The sequence below is a fragment of the Chitinivorax tropicus genome (assembly GCF_014202905.1).
Classification (GTDB): Bacteria; Pseudomonadota; Gammaproteobacteria; order Burkholderiales; family SCOH01; genus Chitinivorax; species Chitinivorax tropicus.
On the sequence record NZ_JACHHY010000011.1, the window covers coordinates 1 to 20545 of the forward strand.

The following is a 20545-nucleotide window of genomic DNA, read 5'->3' on the forward strand; positions in this document are numbered from 1 at the left end:
GGATATTTAACGCCGGAAGAATTCCGGCAGAAGTACCACCAACAGAGGACCCAGGTTGCTAATTAAAGACTGGGATACCTAACGGGGAAAGGTCAGGGAAAGGTCAAATCGCCACAACTGCTTGTTGTTTTCTTCCTCGACATGTTTGTCGCACCAAAGTTGGTACAGCACGTCCCCTCCCTTCTTTGTTTGCTGAGTTGTGCCAGAGGCACGGGTACTCAGGCTGCGGGCTTACCGCTAGACGTGTTTCTAGGTTGTAGAGTTATGCTCTGAATCACTTGGGTCTCCTTGCTGGCACTGTAATCCTGTTGACGCCACGAGGGCACAAATCCGTAATGACGGAATGTTTGCTTAAAGTCTTCTTCCTCGAAAAAACCAATCAAGTTGCTTTCATCATTCTCGGAAAATGGGAGAGCATAGACATACATGTAGCATCCCAATCGGAACTCGCATACCACATGCGGTAGTGTCGGATGGGGGGCCTTCCTAAGATATAAAGTAATTTGAGCTGATGGTTCCGGTGGGAGCATAACCACGGCAGTAGCAATGTTCGGTAAGGGCTTGTCACCGGCTTCTCCGTAGCGCACCCAATGCGCGGTTTTCGCTAGGGCAGGAAGTTCCTCTTCCGGGATTACAGACAGTGCGATTTTGCTTAGCGCTCGGTAGAAATTTTGCGGAATGATTGGCTTTCCTCTACCTAGTTGAGCAGTCAGTGCGCCGGAAGCGTCCTGGGAAATTTTCTCGGAGACGACGACCATCATTTCGTCGCCTTCTTGATTGCGGAACATCGAGCCACTGGGAAACTTAACGGTAGGTGATCCACTGCGAGCCTCAATGCCTAAGAACACTCGCTGGATGTTTAACAACTCGACAAGGGTCGGTTCGATTTCCTCTCCAAAATATTGATTGCATGTATCGCATTCGTCTGCGAGTTTTAGGTACTTGCTGCCCAAGGCGGCGGGTATCGCATGCGCTTCTTTATCAAATCTGGCTTTCGTTTTGGTCGTTCCACCGCAGAAGCGACAGATTCGGTCCGCCTTTCTAGAATTTCCGATGTCAAGGCGTTTGTCTGTTCGGGGGGTAAAAATGTCATACAACTCAAGTAACTGACCAAATACTTGGTTGTGCTCGTCTAATAGTTGGTCTTGAGGATGATTGAGTCGACGGAGAACTTCTCCGTAGCGGAACTCTTCTGCGCTTGAAGTGGGAGGGGCTTGTAGCAGCAGAAAAAACTCGCCATCAGACATGTCCGTGACTAGCTTGCGTAACCGAAACAGATGGGGTGCATTTTTCTGGTAGCGATCAACGAAGTCAGTCACTTTGTGTCTCAGCTCTGGCGTCACGCATTGAATAAACTTGAACGAAATCTTCGCAGGATCAACTTCGCCAAATATTGATGTCAATTCAAGAATGGACGCACTGGCTTCGGCCGTAAAGGTGATAGCCAAGGTGCTGATCCCACGCTCGGTCATGAAAGTCAATTCAAAGCCGTGGCTTACAGCCGTCTCAGTAAATCGGATGCCGACAGACTCCAAAACTTGCCGTATTGCCAGGGCATTGTTCGGAACGGGAATACGTTGCCCTCGCTCAAAGTCAGCTATTGTCGAGATCGCTACACCGGCCTTTGTCGCTAGGTCGGTCTGCGACCAGCCAAGCAGGCTGCGAGCTGCGCGGACTTGTTCCGGTCGAGGGGTAGTATAATGTGACACAAAAAGCACCTAGTCATATGAAAAATATGACTTCGATGATCACATCGGCTTCTGTGCTTGTCAAGGTCGAGCAGGCTAGGAAGTTGACTTGCCTGTGCAGCAGTCACCTTCAGGCCATCGAACCCAGAATGATTGGGGAGACTGGCTTGTATCCGCCATTGACATGATGCTTGGCCGATTGCAACCGTTTGAGCGGTCACAATGCCACTGAGGACGCCAGATTGATAGAGTCACATGGGCATGGTATTTTTCATGGCATTGAGTGGCCAGCAAATCGTAATATCATGTTTTTAAACATTTTTTGTTATTATTGATAACTGAGCGGGAGTGATGCCAACACCCACACCAATAAAAAGCCCGCAGCAATGCGGGCTTTTTATTGGGCGAATCGTAGGAAAAGTCTGGGGAGGCAGTAAACGACACCATGTTGCCATATGTTTAAGCGGGTGGTGACATCCGCCAGCAACAACCTCTTACGCTTGCAAATATAGATTGCATGGATTATCAGCAGAACAAACATTCACACCTATCATTTCAGATCTACAAATACCCACACAAGCAATCAAGCAATCTATTTCGAAGTCTGCAACGCCCTGGCGATTCAAAAAAAGGGAGCATTCGCTCCCTTTTTTACTAAGCCCGAAGCAATTATTTCATTGCCATCAAGCGAGCAACTGTTTTCGCTGCATCGTCTGCATATTCAGGGCTGGTAGGCTGAATCACCACCTTTTCTTTACGGGCAACACGATCCAACGCCCACAGCGGGGGGCGACCACGGCCAGTCCACACTTCTGAAGGGTTGGCGGGGTTACAGAATTTTACTGCCGCCTTGGCTTTGGTGCCTTTGTTACCACCACGCACCAATGCCTGTACGTCTTCAACAGTCAAGCCGAACTCATGGACGACTTCGCCCAGGAAGGTTTTCACTGTGCGCTGCAGGTTCTTTTGATGCTCGGCGATGCTCTTCTGAATCTCAACAGAACGCTGTTTCAATTCAGCCAGTGCAGCAGCATTGTCCTGCGTCAAAGTCTTCAGATTTGCGCGCAGACTATCGAGTGTATTACCTACCTCGCTGTCTTTGGAAGCAGGTACTGCCTTCTGGGTAGCCACAGCAGCTTTTGCCGCTGTCTTCTCTGCCTTGGCTGCTGGTTTAGCAGCAGGTGCCTTGGCGCTTTTGGCTGCTGCCTTTTTGGGGGTGGCAGCTTGATTTGCAGTATTGTTTTGGGCCTGTTCTGCCATTGCGTTCATCCTTTTCATTGATGAATTAATGCACTAATACATTCGACGAAGGGAAATCAGCGCCAGTTATTTAATTGAAATCACGGGAAGATTTCCACCAAACCAGACCTGGTTACCACCATCACTATGGGCTGATTCTAGCATCGTTTTCGAAATTTGCTGCTTTTTTTAATAGGAAACTTGTAAAAATTCTATTCACAGCTTCTTATCTCAATCGTCTGAGAAGTGTGTCGGCTTCTTTATCATACGAAGAAACCCCCAAAGAATCACAGTACCGCTCTGCGGTTTCAACGCATTATAGCGGCCAAGGCCAGCCTATGACATCTATAACTCTTACTATTTATCAGTCGCCATTTTACTGGAAAACCACCAAGAACAACGTTCCCACCAATCATGAAAATCTTTGATTTGTATCTGTTTCCTTCTGCTCACTCATGCCTGCCTCTTAGTTGAAAATTGATTATCAAAAACATGACCAGGCAGTAGATTTGTTAGATTGAAACCAATTGCAATCAGGGAAATCCAGATGATGCCATACATCACGGTAGCCAGGTCATTCAAGCACCATAGGGCACCGATTCAATTCCATAACCCCCACCAAATAACCTGAATTTTTTTACAGCCAACCTATCGATTCAGCCATTCTCACGAGCAGCGCAATCAATTCATCACCATGCGATTTGATGGAAAAATTATCATTAATTTATCAATAAGTTGTTTTTCTGCTCAATTGAACTCACAAAAATTGTCCCTTGTCTAACATATCAATCAAACAACCTTGAATGGCCTGACTATATATGCATGTGTTGGCTGGCATGCACTGACAATAACAACCGCGCACACCCATGATGCAATGAGCATGTTTTGATCGCTCTATTTTTTTGCAATACTTTTCAGACTTACCGAATTTAGATGATTGATATTCCAATGAATGGACGGACAAACTGAGCCGATCCCCAGCCAATCGGGCGCTCAATTGACCCCATTTTGATCGGCCCAACTTCGACAGACGGCATACATGACATGTATGCCATATATCATTACGCAGTACACTGAGCCCCGCCGGCGAGGTTTTGCGGTCATTTCATTTCACATGATCAAGACGTGCTGCGCCTACCGGCCCTGGCGTTGTTGTAAATATGTCAAGTAGGCCAACCAGCCCTGCTCGATCATTGGAAAAGACTTGCCAGCAACCCGCCTGACGCGGTTCAATGATGCCCTTTACTGACCAACGGATTTGCCTGCTTACTGGCGTGAATTGACTTCTTTTGGTTTTGTGGCGCTGTCGTACCGGTTTTCACCTTGATCCACCATCAGACAGGGCGCCCGCCCGATTTTGACCCACTCCAGCAGGCAGGCATGATTTGAACAACGAAGGAATGCAGTCATGATTCAACGTCTATCCGTCACGACTGCGGTGTTGTTGACCATCACCGCCTGCACCACGACTCAGCCACCCACTGCCAATGCGCCGACAACGAGCAACGCCGTGCCGACCAAGCAATCCGAGCCGCTTGCCGCGCCCGTCACGACACGGCCAGAGCCTACCCCCGCAGTGGCTGAGAAGCGCTCGATCTCTGAGGAGCTGAAAGCCATTACCTATACAAGGGGGAATCACTTGCCCACCCTGATTGGCGACGGGTGGCGGCCATTTTTCTCGATTACGCCGGCTACGCCAGTCAAGTTGGATTTCTGGGTGCTGGATAAGAAGGGCAGCAACTACCTGATCAGTGCACAGCAGGAAAACCGCCTGAGCAACGGGCAATACCGCTATAACGTGAAGGATGTATTGGCGGTGCCTGCCTTGACCGATACCATGCTATTCGGTCGCTGTGCCAGCCCGATCACGGCCCCGCAGACTGAGTTTGCATTGATCGACATGATGGGCGCGAAAAATATTCACTGGCTGGCCAGCATGGGTAAAGATGGCAGCCTGTCTGTTGTGCCCAAAAAACCTGGCCAACAGCATAAATGCACCTTCCTGATTGGTGAGAAACCCTGGACCAAGATCCTTAACTGGTAAGTCTGGGCGGCCTGGTCGCCCACCCAGACCAGGCTCTCTTTGCCCCACCCCAACCGCACCAATGACATGCATGCTTGCGCAACGGATCACATTGATGACCGTTCAGCGCAATCGGCGTATCGTGCTCACTCAGCTGCGGTATGCATGAGCACTCTGGCAGAAGATGTCACAACCAGCGCCCTACCCCGGCAGGCTGGTACCCAACAGGGGTATCGGGTCAGCCGGAAAAGGCACACCAAGCCTTGCTTGCCATATCGCCAGCCCGCTCATCAGCAAAGACGGACACATCTCAATCGATATTGCTTTTGCAAGGATCTGACATGGGTGATACCTCTGGTTTTGCAGGTCTAACTGGCTGTCCACTCCTCCCCGCCAACACTGTCTTGATCGATGTACGTGCCAGCTGTGAATATGAAGCAGGGCACCTGCCTAATGCAATCTCCCTACCCATTGACGATTTACGTGACCTGATCCGTGAACACTACCCGGATCGGAATACTCCGCTAGTGGTGTATTGCAGGTCCGGGCTGCGTGCCGCACGCGCAGAGCACATCTTGTTGTCCCTGGGCTATCACCAGGTGCGTAACGCTGGCGGCATCCTCGACCCAGCTTCATTGCCGGCTCAGGAGTAATAGACAGCTACAGGCCTGCCCCCCTGCTGCAACCTACGTATCAGATATTACCCCACAGCATAATAACAAATAAATATATAGAAATATAAATTTATAGTTTTTAGTAATAATAAATCACTGCTATTCTCCGCTGCATCCGCCCTGCCCTCGCCACCACTCGCGGCCTGGGCAGCGGGATGTGGCCGGGTTTGCCAACCCTGATACCCGGCTGTTCGTTCAATCGATGCATTGACCCCAAAGGCCATTCAATGAAAACTGAACAAGTCTGGAAACTGGGCATCCTGAGTCTTACCCTGACCACCCCGCCCCTATTGGCTGCGGATGAAACGCCCAAACCTGTGGAGCGCATCTCGGTGACTGGCTCGCGTATCCCCCGTGCGACCCAGGAGGGCCCAACCAGTGTGACGGTCATCACTGGCAAGGATCTGGAGGATCAAGGCTATAAGAATGTCTTCGACGCACTGAACCAACAAACCCAGAACACAGGCTTTACACAAGGCGCGGACTTCGGCAATACCTTCACCCCAGCGGCCAACACCATCAGCCTGCGCGGCCTTGGGCCCAATCACACACTGGTCTTGATCAATGGCCGGCGCGTGGCGGAATACCCGATTGCCTACGAGGGCAATGTCAACTTTGTGAACCTGGCCAACATTCCATCAGCCCTGATTGATCGTGTCGAAATCCTGAATGGCTCAGGCGCTGCCATCTATGGCTCGGATGCCATTGCCGGCGTGGTCAATATCATTCTGAAAAAACGTGCCAGCGGAGTCGATGTCAATCTGAAAGTCGGCGGCACCCAACGTGGTGGTGGCAGCAACGGGCGTGTGCAAGTCACTGGTGGCGCCAATGTTGGCGCGCTACGTGCCTTGTTTGGCATGGAGCTGTCGAAGACCAATGCCATCTGGTCGAAAGATCGCCCATTCATGGCCGCCAATAATATGAATGGTGAAAAACTGACACCGATCTGGTCGCGACAGAACCTCGCCAACAAGCGCTTCATCGGGCCCAGTGATGGCTGTGGTGCGCTGGCAGGCCTGTTCAACAACACCGTCGAGGCAGTTTCATCCCGCACCGGCACCACATGTGGCACCGGCCTGGCCCGCCCGACCTACTGGACTACCCAGACCCGCAACCAAAGCCAGAACTTCTACGCAGGCTTGAATTATGACCTGTCCGACGACACCACCTTGTTTGCCGATGCCTATTTCGGGCTGAACAATACCCAGAACAACACGCGTGGGCCGAGCTGGTCATCGGCGGCGGACAAGGGCGGTTACTTCTTGAACCAGCTCACCAATCGCTACGAGGTCTGGAAGCGCAGCTTTGCCCCCGAGGAAATAGGCGGCGTACAGCGCTACAACCGGGAATGGGATGATCAGGCGGCCAATCTGGCGTTTGGCGTCAAAGGCCGGCTAGGAAAAAGCAGCTGGCAATACGAAGCCGCATACAACGCCTCGGCCTATACCAGCTATGCCAGCTCGCCGTCCATCAAAAATCGCATCGATGAATTTTTCCTGGGCCCCCAGCTGGGCACCGACGTGGACGGCATCGCCATCTACGCTCCGGATGCCAGTCGCTTCGAGCAGCCCTTGACACCGCAGGCATTTGCCAGCCTTTATGCGCACACTGTCTCAAAAAATAACGCCTGGACGCAGAACCTGAGTTTCAGTGCCTATGGCGAGATCATCGAGCTGCCCGCAGGCCCCCTGTCTGCCGCCAGCGTCGTCGAATGGGGCAATCAAGGCTATAGCAACCGACCAGACAAACGCATCAATGAGCAACAGTTCTACAATCGCAGCACCGTGGTGGATGTCGGCGGCACCCGCTCCCGCTATGCATTGGCCAGTGAATTGAGCATACCGATCATCAAATCACTGAAAACCACCCTGGCTGGCCGTTACGATCACTACGACTTTGCCGACCATGCCGACAACAAATTCACCTACAGCGCTGGGCTGGAATTCAGACCGCTCGATACCCTGCTGTTCCGCAGCAACTATGCCACCAGCTTCCGCGCACCTGATATGAATTACATCTATCAGTCTGAGACCAAAGGCTACTACTCCTCCTCAACCGATTACTATCGCTGCCGCCTGGCAGGCCAGCCCCTGGCCACCTGTGATTACGCCCAGACCTCGCCCGGTGCAAATTACACCCAGTCTGGCAACAAAAACCTGAAATCGGAAAATGGCAAATCATTTGGCTTCGGCTTGGTCTGGTCACCTGTCAGCAGTTTTGACATCACGGCAGACTACTGGCAGATCCGCATCGACGACCTCGTCACCAGCCTGGATGGTGACCGCATCCTACGTGATGAAGCAGACTGCCGCACGGGCGTGCTGCCCATCGATTCCGCACTCTGCACCGACGCCATCAACCGCGTCCGGCGTAACCCATCCACCGCCATACAAGGGCCGGACGAAATCATTGCTGTGCTGATCAACCCAATCAACGCCGCCTCCGAGAAAACCAGCGGTTACGATCTGAGCGCCACCGTGCGTTGGAAGCTCGACCAATTGGGTCGTTGGAGCTGGAAAACCCAATACAGCAAGGTGCTGAGCCATAAATACAAACAGTTCGCCAATGATGAGGAGCAAGACCGCCTGAAATCACTCGACAATTCCGACTGGCCAGACAAACTGATCACCAACCTGAGCTGGTCGTTGAAAGACTGGAGCGCCACGCTGCAATTCACCCGTTATGGGCGCATCCCCAATGGCGACCAGACCACCCGGCTCACCCCCACTACGCTGACCAACCTCAGCACCCGCTACCAATTCAGCAAGCAAGGCAGCTTGTCGCTGATCGTCAACAACCTGTTCAATCAGATCAAAATCGACAACACCGGTGGCTGGCCCTACTACCCGGTGGGCAGCTACAGCTCACACGGAAGGACCGCCTGGCTGGAATTGGGTTACCACTTCAACTAAGCCCTTTCAGCCCAGACAAGGATATGGCCAATAGCACGGCCATATCCCACCATCGCCAAACAACTGCGCAAAGCCGCATCCCACCTGCGACTCAGCGGATGACTGGCCGCAGACACCGCATCGCACAGACCTCAGACAGCATGAAGGGCCATGGCCACCATGGCCCCGCGCGTCAGCTTACAGCCGCTCTGGCAGGGTCGTGGCAGGGGTCAGCTTAGGGGTATACAACAAGGCGGTCTTGTACTGCATCAGCGCCTCGTCAGGAACGTCGAAGCGGCGCAGCCACTCCTGCGTGGCGATACAGTCGAAGGCCATGTCATCGCCCCCAGCGTGAAAGGACTTGGCCAGTGGTGCGCGATAGGGTTGCAAGCAATGATTGACCAGCACATAGGCGGGGGGCTTGGGGTCAGTGGCCACAGGGGCAACCTCCGGGCGCGGCCCGGCCTGGATCACCATGCCCGCACCGTAGTCGTAGAAGGCATACCATAGCGGCGGCAACTCGCTACGCCAATTCATCAAGGTGCCGAATTCATCACGGATGGTTTGATTGACCACCGTCAGCCAGGAGACGGTTTTGATGCCATCGGGCAACTCACCCCACACACAGCCGACATCCAGCCCATTCATTTGTTGGGATAAGTAATATTCCATCCGCTGGTTTTCGTACCCCTTTGTTACTGAAACATTCAGCCCGAATCCCGCGTAGCCCGAAAACGGCTTGAGCTTGCGGCAGAAGCTCAGGAACAGTTGGATCATCAGCGTCGGCTGCTCATCCAGCGAGGTGATCGGCAGGCTGAATTCAAGAATATTGCTGCCCCAGCGGGGGTGTTGGGCGACTTGCCAAGCCCGCATGCCAATCACATTGAATGTATAAAATCCAGTGCTATCAGGCTCTTCCCCTGACCAGCAGTAATAGCCTAATTCATCATTCTTTCCCATCTTCTCCAATTTAGCCCTGAATGACTTCATTCGACGAAAATTTCGAGGAACATCTCCCTCATTTGCCCCCCATTTCAGGTGCTCACCAGCCACCGCCACATACTCTTCAAAACAATCCGCAATCGCCGCCCGCACCTCCGGCAGGTGCGCCCCGTGGAAATTGAGGGTAGCCTTCACGCAGACAGCCAGGCCAATGTAATCCTGCGGCCCATTGGGATATAGCAGCCGCCCTGGCAACAGCATCAGCTGGGCGTTTTCTTTCCAGTAGGCCGCCCAGTCCGCTGGTGGCTCATCTGGTATCACCGGCAGTTTCAGATCAACCATATCAAACCTCGTCAATAAGCAGGAACCGATGGGCAGGGGCCTCGGCCCCGGCTCATCACCCACATCAGCGCCGAGGCCAGCGCAGCCGTGCTGGACAGCGCCCCTTGCGGCAGGCCAGAGCCCTCTTCCCTGGGCTGGCTGCAATCACAGTCCTGTGGGCCGATGACCAATGCCCTGCTTGGATCGCCGGCGATTCGTTCATCTTTCCGCTTTTGATCTCTATCAGTTTCCTGCGGCGGAAACTTCATCTCCACCACCTGCTGGATATTATCCTGCGTCGGCGGCTTGGTCGGGTCTTTCACAATCACCACATCCGGTCGTCGGATATAGCCCTGCCCCGCCTCCCAAGCGGGCCGTTGCGCCTCCGGCTCATCCCAATACTTGGCCAGCCAGCCTGGCAACCAGCCATGTGGCTTGGTGGGCTGGCGTCGATCCATGATCGGCCTGGGCGGGTCTTGCGTCATGTCATAGCTGACCTCGGCCTTGTAGGGGCTGCGTCGCTGCAGGACCTGATCCAGCTCACTCAACCGCCCCGACACGCAAGCCTGCTTCAAATCCCGCCCGTCCCGGCCCTTGACCGGCTCGCCCTGGCACTTGCACATCGCACCACACAACACCCCTTGTCACGCTTGCTCAGCCGCTCCGCATCCCGCAGTGCAAGCGTGCGGGTATGGCCCTGCGGGCTGGGGTGGACCGAGCCACGCCCCATGGGCAGATCACTCATGCCCCCCTCGTCGTGAAATGCAGCGCCACCAGCTGAGCCGTCTCGACCCACGGGGTATAGCCATCATCATCAGTCTGCCCTTGGATCGGCTCACCCCCCGCATATGATACCGTGAACGGATGCCCCCCAATCGGCTCGCCCGTCGCGGCCTGCACCAGCCGGAACCGGCCACGGAACGGGCCGGATGCATTGGCAGGCTGGGCAGTGCTTGACTGCGCCGTATCATCCACCAGCGCAGCCCCCGCCCAGGGTTGATAGCTCACCATCGTCCCCCGGCCCGCACCACCCAGCACCCCCGCCGCCGCCCTGCTTGGCCCACTGGCACGGCGCCCGATCAAGGTCTGCGAGCTGATCAGCGATGCCCCACAAGTGGTCTTGCAGCCGTGGTAAGCCACCGGCTGGCCTTCATCCAACCAAGTCGTATCCCCCTCGGCAATGGCATACACCCCCATACAGGTCGGGCAGCCGACCAGATCCCCCACCCGGGCCATCGGCCTGCCTTCAGTCTCACTACCAGGCGAGGCAGACAGCACCACCCCACCGTGGTCAGTGGCATCACCCAAGACAATAACTGGCAGCATGAACGTCCTCCGCATCAAGATGAAATCACGATGGGCGGCAAGAATATGACATCCGGAAATACATCTGCAAATCTGCAAGCAGATAAAGGAAAAGCCGCAGAAGCGGCTTATTCAATAAGCGCCCAGCGGTTAGGCTGGGCGATGCCCTTGTCGAGCGATACCCCGACACGGCTCAACTTGTTTCAATCCGCGCCCAGCGGTTAGGCTGGGCGATGCTCATCGTGTTGTCGATCGACCATACTGGCGAGCAGTTTCAATCCGCGCCCAGCGGTTAGGCTGGGCGATGCCGCCAACGTAGTAGTGCAGTGCAGATAGCACGGCGTTTCAATCCGCGCCCAGCGGTTAGGCTGGGCGATGCACACCAACACCAAGACCAACACCAACCGAACCAAGTTTCAATCCGCGCCCAGCGGTTAGGCTGGGCGATGCAGAGGCAAAATCGCAAGCGGAGGCCGAACTGTTGGTTTCAATCCGCGCCCAGCGGTTAGGCTGGGCGATGCCCGGTACGCGGCACTTAACAAATTGGCGCGAAATGTTTCAATCCGCGCCCAGCGGTTAGGCTGGGCGATGCAAACCCCGCCCCGAGGCTCCAAGGTAGCTTGCCTGTTTCAATCCGCGCCCAGCGGTTAGGCTGGGCGATGCGCAGAGGCCGTTACCGCACCTGCCGTCTTCAAGTTGTTTCAATCCGCGCCCAGCGGTTAGGCTGGGCGATGCAGTCGTACCGCTCATGCTTTATAGACAAATAACGGTTTCAATCCGCGCCCAGCGGTTAGGCTGGGCGATGCGCTCGACGGTCGCACATGGGACGGAGTGCCAACATGTTTCAATCCGCGCCCAGCGGTTAGGCTGGGCGATGCTGATTGAGGCCAGCAAGGCCAAGAGTGACGATAAGTTTCAATCCGCGCCCAGCGGTTAGGCTGGGCGATGCTGCATACCTCTGGTTGATCCTCGGGATCGGCATAGTTTCAATCCGCGCCCAGCGGTTAGGCTGGGCGATGCAAAGCCGACATCACCATCCGACGAAGGATACAAGTTTCAATCCGCGCCCAGCGGTTAGGCTGGGCGATGCGTTGCCATCTCGCTATGCACCGTGACATCAGATGTTTCAATCCGCGCCCAGCGGTTAGGCTGGGCGATGCGGGTTGTTATCAGCTAATGTGGGCTCATTCTCACTGTTTCAATCCGCGCCCAGCGGTTAGGCTGGGCGATGCTCTGACGCCGCGCTGCTTGGGACATCATGAACTTGTTTCAATCCGCGCCCAGCGGTTAGGCTGGGCGATGCGCGAGCAAGCCCGCCAAGTGTTTTTGCCCGCGTTTGTTTCAATCCGCGCCCAGCGGTTAGGCTGGGCGATGCGCGCTCTGCGCGACTGTTGTTGCGAAGTAGATTGTTTCAATCCGCGCCCAGCGGTTAGGCTGGGCGATGCGGTAAATTCAAACATGGGAGAAAGCCAAGGGCTAGGTTTCAATCCGCGCCCAGCGGTTAGGCTGGGCGATGCGGACGCGAGGCTTGGCATGTTCAAAGAAACCAAAATGTTTCAATCCGCGCCCAGCGGTTAGGCTGGGCGATGCCCACCACTATTAGGGATGGTTTCCAGCAAGCGTGTTTCAATCCGCGCCCAGCGGTTAGGCTGGGCGATGCAGCCTGATACATCAATCGTTGTGATGAGCAACGAGGTTTCAATCCGCGCCCAGCGGTTAGGCTGGGCGATGCCCCGTTTTTCCATCTTTTTGATGAAACAGGCTTTTTCTGACCGCCTGCGCGAACCTGTTGCCATGTGGCAGCAGCGGGTGGGCACCTGGGGTAGTGGCCATGATTTTTCCCATTTCAATCAATTGGTTGGAAAAACGCGAACAGGGCTGGGTTTTGTCGGTTGCTGGGGGTTCGCGCTACACCACCAGCAGGCCGTCGAAATCCAGTGCTTTGAATTGTCCCTATTCTTTGATAGTCGGGTCAATAGGTTCGTGCAGGCAGTGACACCGCAGCCGGTTTGGGGTCTGGTCGATTTCGCGGTGCAGTTTGTTGTGTGGTTCTACGCCGGGTATTCGTGTGGCGGGCGCACCTGGCCAGGTGGCGCCGCCAGCGGGGGCCAGGGCTCGCTCTGCAATGCATGTCAGTCTGGCTGTTTTTTTTGCGGGCGGGGTCAGTTTCACCCATCCGGGTGCTCCGCCGTCAGCTGTACATCCGGGCCGAGCCAGGGGTCTCTCTCGACTGGGAGGTAGGCCACTTTGCCTGCATCCTGTAATAGGTGCAATCGCCAGATCAGGAAGCTGTCGGACAGTAGCCCTCGCTGCTCGTTCAGGACGATGCCGATCACCTCGCCAGCCGGGCAGCGGCCCATTTCAGCGATGGTGGCCAGTAGTTTGGTGTCGAGGTGATCCATGGGCAGATCGACCAGCTGGCCTGTTGCATCGATTTGCCGCCAGCCTTGGGCCGCTGTTTTCCAGTATGCCCATTGTTGCTGCAAGGTCTGTCGCTGCGCGGGGGGGATGGTGGCGGGTGTCAGGTGTTTCAGCGATTCCGGTGGGCACATGGCCACGGCGAATTGCCCCATATGGCTGTCATCCACTCGCCCGGTGATGTCCACCACGGATAAGGGTGTCTGTGGCAATGCCAGGCTGGCGATCATGGCCAGCATCAATTGATCGATCGCGGTGTTGCCGACCCAGACTACAATCGGGTCGGGGGTTGCCAGCGCTTGTAGCAGGTGATGATGCGTTTCCAGTGCGTGGTTGGTCAGGCTGGCCAGGTGTTGGTCGATATCGGGCCACCATTGGGCCTGGCAGATGGTCCGCAGCCATTGCAGGCGCACTGCGGGGTGGGGCTGATCGGCATCGATCAGCGGCCCGATGCGCAAGTCATCGTACATTTTGATGATCTGGCAGGGTTGCCCGCTTTGGCGGGCCATTTCCTTCAGACAGCCGGTGGCGCTGTCTCCGTGGACGACATAACGTGTCTGGCTCATGATGACTCTATACCCTGTTGTTCGACAGCTTGATCAGACCAGGCTCGGGTGACATGGTTTCACGACGGGGCGCCGAGCCTGGGCCGCCAGCGCTTGTAGCGATTTGATCACGCGCCGACGCCCGACCTCTCGTCGGCAGCCTTGCTCCCCATATCCCTTTCATTATCAGCACGATTTCAATATATGCCGCTCCCAGACTGATTCTGCGGCTTTCATCCTTTACACAAAGTGCGGCACTCGCCTTACAATGGCCAAGGTCGGTGGTTTGTCACATATCCCAGAATGCATTGCTTGTCGATTCTGGTTTTTCGCCACTCTGTGGATCTTTAGCCGAAATGAAGCCATTTTTTTCATATGGTTAGCCATCGCCTTTACTTGGCATTGCAATTGCAACCGTGATGTCATGATGTCCATTTGACATTCGGTTCATCAAATATTTCGTTCATAAGGGGTCTTTGAAATGAAACCTTGGTTTGCCAGCTTCGCCATTGCCGCTTTGTTTGCCGCCCTGCCCGCCCACGCGGAGGAAGTCATTCGCCTGGGCAATCTCAAGTTCGCTCATTATGGTGCAGTCTCCTACATCAAGGAGATCGCGCCCAAATGCGGGATCAAGGTGGAAGAGCGTATTTTTGCCAAGGGTCTGGATATCATGCCAGCCATCATTGCGGGTGAAATCGATGTGGCAGCCAGTGCTGCCGATGCTGCCGTGGCGGGTCGGGCCGGCGGGGCGCCTATCTATGCTGTGGCGGGCTTCGCCAAAGGCGGCATCCGGATTCTGGTGCGCCCGGATCTGCCTGCCAAGTCGATGGTGGATCTGAAGGGCAAGAAGGTGGGGGTCGCCCGAGGTGGCGCGCAGGAGCTGATTCTGGTGGCGGAATTGGCTAAGGCCGGGCTGACCTGGTCTGAGCAACCGGGTAAGGATGTGCAGATCGTCTATATGGCTTTTGCGGATCTGAATCAGGCTCTGATGTCGAAAAACATCGACGCCATGGCCCAATCCGAGCCCCAGTCATCCCAGGCGCTCAATAAGGGCTTTGGCAGAGAGCTGATCAACCCTTATGAAACCCCATTGGGCGAGCCGATCCGAACCTTGGTGATGAGTGAGAAATTCTATGGCACCCGCAAGGCTGAGGCGCAGAAGTTCATGAACTGCTTCATGCAGGCGACCAGGCTGTTTATCGACCACCCTGCTGTCGCTGAAAAGTATGTCCGCGAGAACATGTTCAAGAATCAGATCAGTAAGGAGGATTTCGATGATGCAATCGGCAATTCGCCGTATACCTATGATTTGAGCGTGGAGCACATCCAGACCACCACCGATATGATGATGCAGTACAAGGTGGGTAAGATGGTGAAGCCGCCCGTCGCCAAGGATTGGGTCAAACTCGACCTGCTGGAGCAGGCCAAAAAGGTCACGGAAGCCAAATAGGCAGGAGGTGATGATGTCTACCGGGTCTATCAAACGCAGGCTGACCGGGTTCATTGTCCCGGCTTGCCTGCTGGTCATCTGGCAGACCGCTGCGGGGCTGGGCTGGGTCAATCCTCAGATCCTGCCCTCGCCGCTGGCAGTGCTGGGTAAATGGTGGGCCTATTTGCTGCCCACCGAGGCGCATTCCCCTGAGACAGGCAGTTATCTGAAATGGCTGTTTTCCGGTGAATTGATCCATGATGCGATCAGCAGTCTGTACCGGGTACTACTGGGGTTTTTCATCGGCGGGGGGCTGGCCTTGCCATTGGGCTTGGCGATGGGGGCCAGCAATCGGGTATACAGCCTGATGAACCCGTTGGTCCAAGTGCTACGGCCCATTCCCCCGATTGCCTACATTCCGCTGTCGATCCTGTGGTTTGGCCTGGGAAACCCGCCTGCGGTGTTCCTGATTGCAATCGGTGCCTTCTTCCCGGTGCTGATGAATACCATCGCCGGGGTTCGACACGTTGATTCGATCTATATCCGTGCTGCCCGCAATTTGGGCGTGCGCAACCGTGACCTGTTTCTACGGGTGATGCTGCCAGCAGCCACGCCTTACATTCTGGCGGGGGCGCGCATCGGCATGGGTACCGCCTTCATCGTGGTGATCGTGTCGGAGATGATTGCAGTCAACAACGGGCTGGGTTTCCGCATTCTGGAGGCCCGCGAGTACTTCTGGTCTGACAAGATCATTGCAGGCATGCTCACCATTGGCCTGCTGGGTCTGCTGATCGACACAGGCATGAGCAAGCTGAATCATCACCTGCTGCGCTGGCACCGTGGCCTGGAAAGCTGAGGAGCACCCCATGAGCACCCATATCCAAATCCAAAATGTGCAAAAGGTATTCCAGACCACCGATCATCCTGTCGTCGCACTGAAAGACATCCAGCTCGATATTCCCCGTGGCCAGTTTGTCTGCCTGCTGGGGCCGTCTGGGTGTGGTAAATCCACCTTGCTGAATGCGGTGGCGGGTTTCAGCCTGCCCACCAGTGGCCGGATCAGGGTGGATGGGCAAGTGGTGAGCGAACCCGGCCCGGATCGGGGCATGGTGTTTCAGGAATACGCGCTCTTCCCGTGGATGACCGTGTCGCAGAACGTTGGATTCGGCTTGGAAATCAAAGGCATGAGCAAACCTGACATCCGCAGCCGTGTGGATGACTTGCTGGCCAAGCTGCATCTGAGCGACTTCCGGGATCGCTATCCCAAGGATTTGTCAGGTGGTATGCGGCAACGGGTGGCAATTGCCCGGGTGCTGGCGCTGGATTCTCCGATCATGCTGATGGACGAGCCATTTGGCGCGCTGGATGCCTTGACGCGGCGAACCTTGCAGGACGAGCTGTTGAAGATCTGGGGCGAGTTCGGTAAAACCATTCTGTTCGTGACCCACTCTATCGAGGAGTCGATCTATCTGGCTGATCGGATCGTGGTGATGACCTATCGCCCCGGTACCATCAAACGCGATGTCATGGTGTCATTGCCACGCCCACGCGACCCTAGCGGGGCGGCCTTCAACGACCTGAAGAAAGAGTTGTCCTGGCTGGTGATGGAAGAACAACAACGCCATCAGGCGGATGAATTGAAGGTGTTGACCACTGACTGAGGCCCGTCTGTCGCTCCACGCTGCATCGATCGACCCGGCGCAGGCCGGGCGATGACGCCCTGCTGGCGGATTCAGCCCCAGGAGATCAAGCCCGCCCGTTTGCTTGACGCGGGCGATGGCAGCCTGGGTCAAACCCAGGTCAAATCATGCTCTTCAAGAACACGCCTCATTGGCCCAATCAACAACATCATGCTCAACCTGATGATTCCGCCCCGCCACCGTCCGCTGGCTGGGTTGCTGATCTTGCTGTCATTGGCGGTACTGACCCTCACCATGCACTGGGCCGAGCAGGCTGAGCTATCGCGCTTGCGCGAGGCGGGTAACCATCGCCTGGAGATCTACGCGGGCAGTCTTCGCAGCACCATATCGCGCTACAGCTACCTGCCCCGCGTACTCGCGCTGAATCAGGACGTGCGTGACCTGCTGCTGCACCCGGCGGACACCCACTTGCAGCGGCGGGCCAACCGATATCTGGAGACAATCAACCAAGAGGCCGGATCGGCCACCCTGTTCGTGCTGGATTTGAATGGCACTGCGATCGCATCCAGCAATTGGTCTGCAGCTGGCTCCTACATTGGCAACAACTATGGGTTCCGTCCATACTTCCAGCAGGCCAGACAAAGCCGCCCTGGTCACTTCTATGCGATTGGCACCACCACCGGGCAGGCGGGGTATTTCCTGAGCTTGCCCATCTACCAGCAACGTAGCCTGTTGGGCATCGCTGTCGTCAAAATCAACCTGGAAACGCTGGAGAGCAGCTGGCGATCGAGCACCGAACAGGTGTTGGTGGCCGATGCCAACCATATCGTCTTCCTATCGAGCGCCCCACATCTGAAGATGCATGCGCTGCATCCGGTAACCGACCTGGCCGCCCAAAGCATTCTGCGCAGCCGCCAATACACCACGACACATTTTCCGCCTTTGCCAGTACAGCCCTCGCCGCAACGCGACAGCATCAGTCAACAATGGCGGCTGGTCGATGATCATGGGCGGACCCGACACTATCTGGCCCAGCGCCAGGCGCTGACAGACTTGGATTGGCAGATGTGGTTGCTGACTGATGCTGCATCCGCCCGACACGCACGCCAGCTGGCGCTGCTGGCCGGGGTGCCCAGCCTCGCCGCCCTGTATTTCGGGCTGTTTGCCTATCTGCAACGTCGATGCCGCATTCGCGACAATCTGGCGGCCAAGGCATTGCTGGAGCAAGCCAACAACGCCTTGGAGCAGAAAGTCATCGCCCGTACCCATGATCTGCAGCAGATGAATCACGCTCTATCCGCTGAGATCCGTGAACGGCAACACGCCGAGTCTGAATTGCGCGCCGCCCAACACGAGCTGGTGCAAGCAGCCAAGCTGGCAGCACTGGGACAGATGGCGGCGGGCATCACCCACGAGCTGAACCAGCCCTTGGCCGCTATGCGCACCCTGACTGACAATGCCCAGACCTTGCTGAGCCGCAATCAGATCGAGGCAGCACGAGGCAATCTGGGGCTGATTGCCAATCTGATCGATCGCATGGGGCGGATCACCAGTCAGCTGCGGTCTTTTGCCCGCCGGGGTGATGCACCGCAGCAGGTGTCGCTCTATGCAGCGCTATCTGGCGCGCTGTCATTGCTGGATCAGCGAATTCGCCAACAGCAGGTGACCATCGACATGGCACTGCCCGCTGATCGGTATGAGGTCTGGTTCGAGCCTATCAAACTCGAACAGATCCTGATCAATATCCTGCGCAATGCGCTGGATGCGCTGTACAACCAACTGGAATCCCACATCATCATTCGCGCCCAGCTGCAACATGACCAAATCACACTAACGATTCTGGATGATGGGCCGGGTATCCACCCCGACCACCTGCCCAGGCTGTTCGATCCTTTTTTCAGCACCAAGCGAGACCCCGACAGCATGGGGCTTGGCCTGGCGATCTCGCTAGCCACCGCCCGTGAATTCGGCGCAGACCTGTCCGCCCATAATCACCCAGCGGGTGGCGCCTGCTTTGTGTTGACCCTGAAAGCCGTGACCGAAAGCGTGACCCATGAAGCCTGATGCCCTGGAAGTGTGCTTTATCGATGACGAAGAATTGATCCGCCTGGCAACCGCACAGACGCTCGATCTGGCCGGGATCAGCAGCCGCACGTTCGAAACCGCCGAATCCGCATTGCGCGTGCTTCACGCCGACTTTGCCGGGGTCATCGTCACCGATGTCCGGCTGCCAGGAATGGATGGGCTGGCCTTGCTCAAAGAGGTCCAGTCGATCGACCCCACCCTGCCGGTGATTCTGATCACCGGTCACGGCGACATCAGCATGGCCGTCAACGCCATCCGTGATGGCGCCTATGACTTCATTGCCAAGCCCTACCCTGCCGATACCTTGCTGGACGCCATCCGCCGGGCGCAGGAAAAACGTGCATTGACGCTGGAAAATCGCCAGCTGCGGCAGGCACTGACCCAACAGTTGGGCATCGACAGCCTGTTGCTGGGAAACAGCATTCAGATGATCCAGATCCGACAGATGATCGAGGCCCTGGCGGATACCGATGCAGATATCCTGGTGCTTGGCGAAACCGGTACCGGCAAGGAAGTCGTCGCCCGTAGCCTGCATACGCATTCACAGCGCCGACACCGCCCATTCGTTGCACTCAATTGTGGTGCGCTACCGGAAAGTGTGTTCGAAAGCGAGATCTTTGGCCATGAGCCTGGAGCCTACACCGGCGCCCAAAAACGTCGGATCGGTAAGATCGAGCACGCCAGCGGAGGCACCTTGTTTCTGGACGAATTGGAAACCATGCCCCTGACGCTGCAGGTCAAGCTGTTGCGAGTCCTGCAGGAACGCACGCTGGAGCGGCTTGGCAGCAATGAGGCAATCACCGTGGACTGTCGTGTGGTTGCCGCCACCAAGGCTGATTTGCAGCAATTGGCCGAACAAGGCCGGTTCCGAGACGATTTGTATTACCGCCTGAATGTCATCACTCTGACGCTCCCGCCATTGCGTGAACGGCGCGAGGACATCCTGCTGTTATTCGAGCACTTCATCCGCCAGGCCGAGCTGCGTTACCGGCGGGAAGGCAAACCCCTGGATAGTGCTACCCGCGCCAGATTGCAGGCACACCACTGGCCGGGCAATGTGCGCGAATTGAAAAATGCCGCTGATCGACATGTGCTGGGGGTGCCACTGCATACCGACCAGCCATTGCCACTCAGGGCATTGCCGGATCTGGTGGATGAATACGAAAAAGCGTTGATCAACGACGCCATGAAACAAGCTCGTCAGCAGGTCAGCCTGGCAGCCGAGCATTTGGGCATTCCACGAAAAACGCTCTATGACAAACTGAAACGCCACGGCCTGAGCACAGACCCCGCCCTGCCCGGCAAATGACTGGCCACGGCCAAGGCGTGGCTCAATGAAAAACGC

14 protein-coding genes and 1 CRISPR repeat array are annotated in these 20545 nt (G+C 56.0%); of the genes, 8 read left to right on the forward strand and 6 right to left on the reverse strand.

Annotated elements, in window-relative coordinates; genetic code table 11:
* Positions 1-218: 218 nt before the first annotated feature.
* Positions 219-1709, reverse strand: coding sequence for a helix-turn-helix domain-containing protein (locus HNQ59_RS09760; protein ID WP_221320216.1), 1491 nt, complete (start codon positions 1707-1709; stop codon positions 219-221).
* 648 nt (positions 1710-2357) lie between these two features.
* Positions 2358-2948, reverse strand: a complete 591-nt coding sequence (locus tag HNQ59_RS09765; RefSeq protein WP_184038437.1) for an H-NS histone family protein — start codon at positions 2946-2948, stop codon at positions 2358-2360.
* A 1387-nt stretch (positions 2949-4335) separates the two neighbouring features.
* Here HNQ59_RS09765 and HNQ59_RS09770 point away from each other — a divergent pair.
* From HNQ59_RS09770 to HNQ59_RS09780, 3 genes are all read left to right on the forward strand, one after another.
* Positions 4336-4971: a hypothetical protein gene (locus HNQ59_RS09770; protein WP_184038439.1), complete on the forward strand. Its 636-nt coding sequence runs from the start codon at positions 4336-4338 to the stop codon at positions 4969-4971.
* Between the two features lie 320 nt (positions 4972-5291).
* Entirely contained in the window at positions 5292-5603 is a 312-nt protein-coding gene (locus HNQ59_RS09775; RefSeq protein WP_184038441.1) for a rhodanese-like domain-containing protein, read from the forward strand.
* Positions 5604-5851: 248 nt separating this feature from the next.
* Entirely contained in the window at positions 5852-8536 is a 2685-nt protein-coding gene (locus HNQ59_RS09780; RefSeq protein WP_184038443.1) for a TonB-dependent receptor plug domain-containing protein, read from the forward strand.
* Between the two features lie 177 nt (positions 8537-8713).
* Here HNQ59_RS09780 and HNQ59_RS09785 read toward each other — a convergent pair whose 3' ends face one another.
* The 4 genes from HNQ59_RS09785 to HNQ59_RS09800 form a co-directional block, all read right to left on the reverse strand.
* On the reverse strand, positions 8714-9799 hold the full coding sequence (locus tag HNQ59_RS09785; RefSeq protein ID WP_184038446.1) for a type VI immunity family protein: 1086 nt from the start codon (positions 9797-9799) through the stop codon (positions 8714-8716).
* Positions 9800-9810: 11 nt separating this feature from the next.
* Positions 9811-10401 carry a VRR-NUC domain-containing protein gene (locus tag HNQ59_RS09790; RefSeq protein WP_246490943.1) on the reverse strand — a complete coding sequence of 197 codons (591 nt, stop codon included), beginning with the start codon at positions 10399-10401 and terminating at the stop codon, positions 9811-9813.
* A gap of 118 nt (positions 10402-10519) precedes the next feature.
* The gene (locus HNQ59_RS09795) at positions 10520-11104 is read right to left on the reverse strand and encodes a PAAR domain-containing protein (protein WP_184038449.1); all 585 of its coding nucleotides are present in this window, start codon (positions 11102-11104) and stop codon (positions 10520-10522) included.
* Positions 11105-11212: 108 nt separating this feature from the next.
* Positions 11213-12815: direct repeats of the CRISPR family, unit length 37 nt; unit sequence GTTTCAATCCGCGCCCAGCGGTTAGGCTGGGCGATGC.
* 436 nt (positions 12816-13251) lie between these two features.
* Entirely contained in the window at positions 13252-14067 is an 816-nt protein-coding gene (locus HNQ59_RS09800; protein ID WP_184038452.1) for a DUF1835 domain-containing protein, read from the reverse strand.
* Between the two features lie 460 nt (positions 14068-14527).
* Here HNQ59_RS09800 and HNQ59_RS09805 point away from each other — a divergent pair, with 460 nt between their 5' ends.
* The 5 genes from HNQ59_RS09805 to HNQ59_RS09825 all read left to right on the forward strand — a co-directional run bounded on the left by HNQ59_RS09805 (position 14528) and on the right by HNQ59_RS09825 (position 20509).
* Positions 14528-15496 (forward strand): ABC transporter substrate-binding protein, encoded by a 969-nt coding sequence (locus HNQ59_RS09805; protein WP_184038455.1) that lies wholly within the window; start codon positions 14528-14530, stop codon positions 15494-15496.
* Positions 15497-15509: 13 nt separating this feature from the next.
* Positions 15510-16331 carry an ABC transporter permease gene (locus HNQ59_RS09810; RefSeq protein ID WP_184038458.1) on the forward strand — a complete coding sequence of 274 codons (822 nt, stop codon included), beginning with the start codon at positions 15510-15512 and terminating at the stop codon, positions 16329-16331.
* Positions 16332-16341: 10 nt separating this feature from the next.
* Positions 16342-17136 carry an ABC transporter ATP-binding protein gene (locus HNQ59_RS09815; protein WP_184038460.1) on the forward strand — a complete coding sequence of 265 codons (795 nt, stop codon included), beginning with the start codon at positions 16342-16344 and terminating at the stop codon, positions 17134-17136.
* A gap of 189 nt (positions 17137-17325) precedes the next feature.
* Entirely contained in the window at positions 17326-19179 is a 1854-nt protein-coding gene (locus HNQ59_RS09820) for a sensor histidine kinase (RefSeq protein ID WP_184038463.1), read from the forward strand.
* Entirely contained in the window at positions 19169-20509 is a 1341-nt protein-coding gene (locus HNQ59_RS09825) for a sigma-54-dependent transcriptional regulator (RefSeq protein ID WP_184038465.1), read from the forward strand. Before HNQ59_RS09820 ends, HNQ59_RS09825 begins: the two co-directional genes overlap by 11 nt.
* Positions 20510-20545: the final 36 nt, after the last annotated feature.

Excerpts from the sequence above, each read along its gene's own strand:
- HNQ59_RS09765 (WP_184038437.1), bottom strand. The coding sequence starts at position 2,948 with ATGGCAGAACAGGCCCAAAACAATACTGCAAATCAAGCTGCCACCCCC.
- HNQ59_RS09770 (WP_184038439.1), top strand. The coding sequence starts at position 4,336 with ATGATTCAACGTCTATCCGTCACGACTGCGGTGTTGTTGACCATCACC.
- HNQ59_RS09775 (WP_184038441.1), top strand. The coding sequence starts at position 5,292 with ATGGGTGATACCTCTGGTTTTGCAGGTCTAACTGGCTGTCCACTCCTC.
- HNQ59_RS09780 (WP_184038443.1), top strand. The coding sequence starts at position 5,852 with ATGAAAACTGAACAAGTCTGGAAACTGGGCATCCTGAGTCTTACCCTG.
- HNQ59_RS09785 (WP_184038446.1), bottom strand. The coding sequence starts at position 9,799 with ATGGTTGATCTGAAACTGCCGGTGATACCAGATGAGCCACCAGCGGAC.
- HNQ59_RS09790 (WP_246490943.1), bottom strand. The coding sequence starts at position 10,401 with ATGTGCAAGTGCCAGGGCGAGCCGGTCAAGGGCCGGGACGGGCGGGAT.
- HNQ59_RS09795 (WP_184038449.1), bottom strand. The coding sequence starts at position 11,104 with ATGCTGCCAGTTATTGTCTTGGGTGATGCCACTGACCACGGTGGGGTG.
- HNQ59_RS09800 (WP_184038452.1), bottom strand. The coding sequence starts at position 14,067 with ATGAGCCAGACACGTTATGTCGTCCACGGAGACAGCGCCACCGGCTGT.
- HNQ59_RS09805 (WP_184038455.1), top strand. The coding sequence starts at position 14,528 with ATGAAACCTTGGTTTGCCAGCTTCGCCATTGCCGCTTTGTTTGCCGCC.
- HNQ59_RS09810 (WP_184038458.1), top strand. The coding sequence starts at position 15,510 with ATGTCTACCGGGTCTATCAAACGCAGGCTGACCGGGTTCATTGTCCCG.
- HNQ59_RS09815 (WP_184038460.1), top strand. The coding sequence starts at position 16,342 with ATGAGCACCCATATCCAAATCCAAAATGTGCAAAAGGTATTCCAGACC.
- HNQ59_RS09820 (WP_184038463.1), top strand. The coding sequence starts at position 17,326 with ATGCTCAACCTGATGATTCCGCCCCGCCACCGTCCGCTGGCTGGGTTG.
- HNQ59_RS09825 (WP_184038465.1), top strand. The coding sequence starts at position 19,169 with ATGAAGCCTGATGCCCTGGAAGTGTGCTTTATCGATGACGAAGAATTG.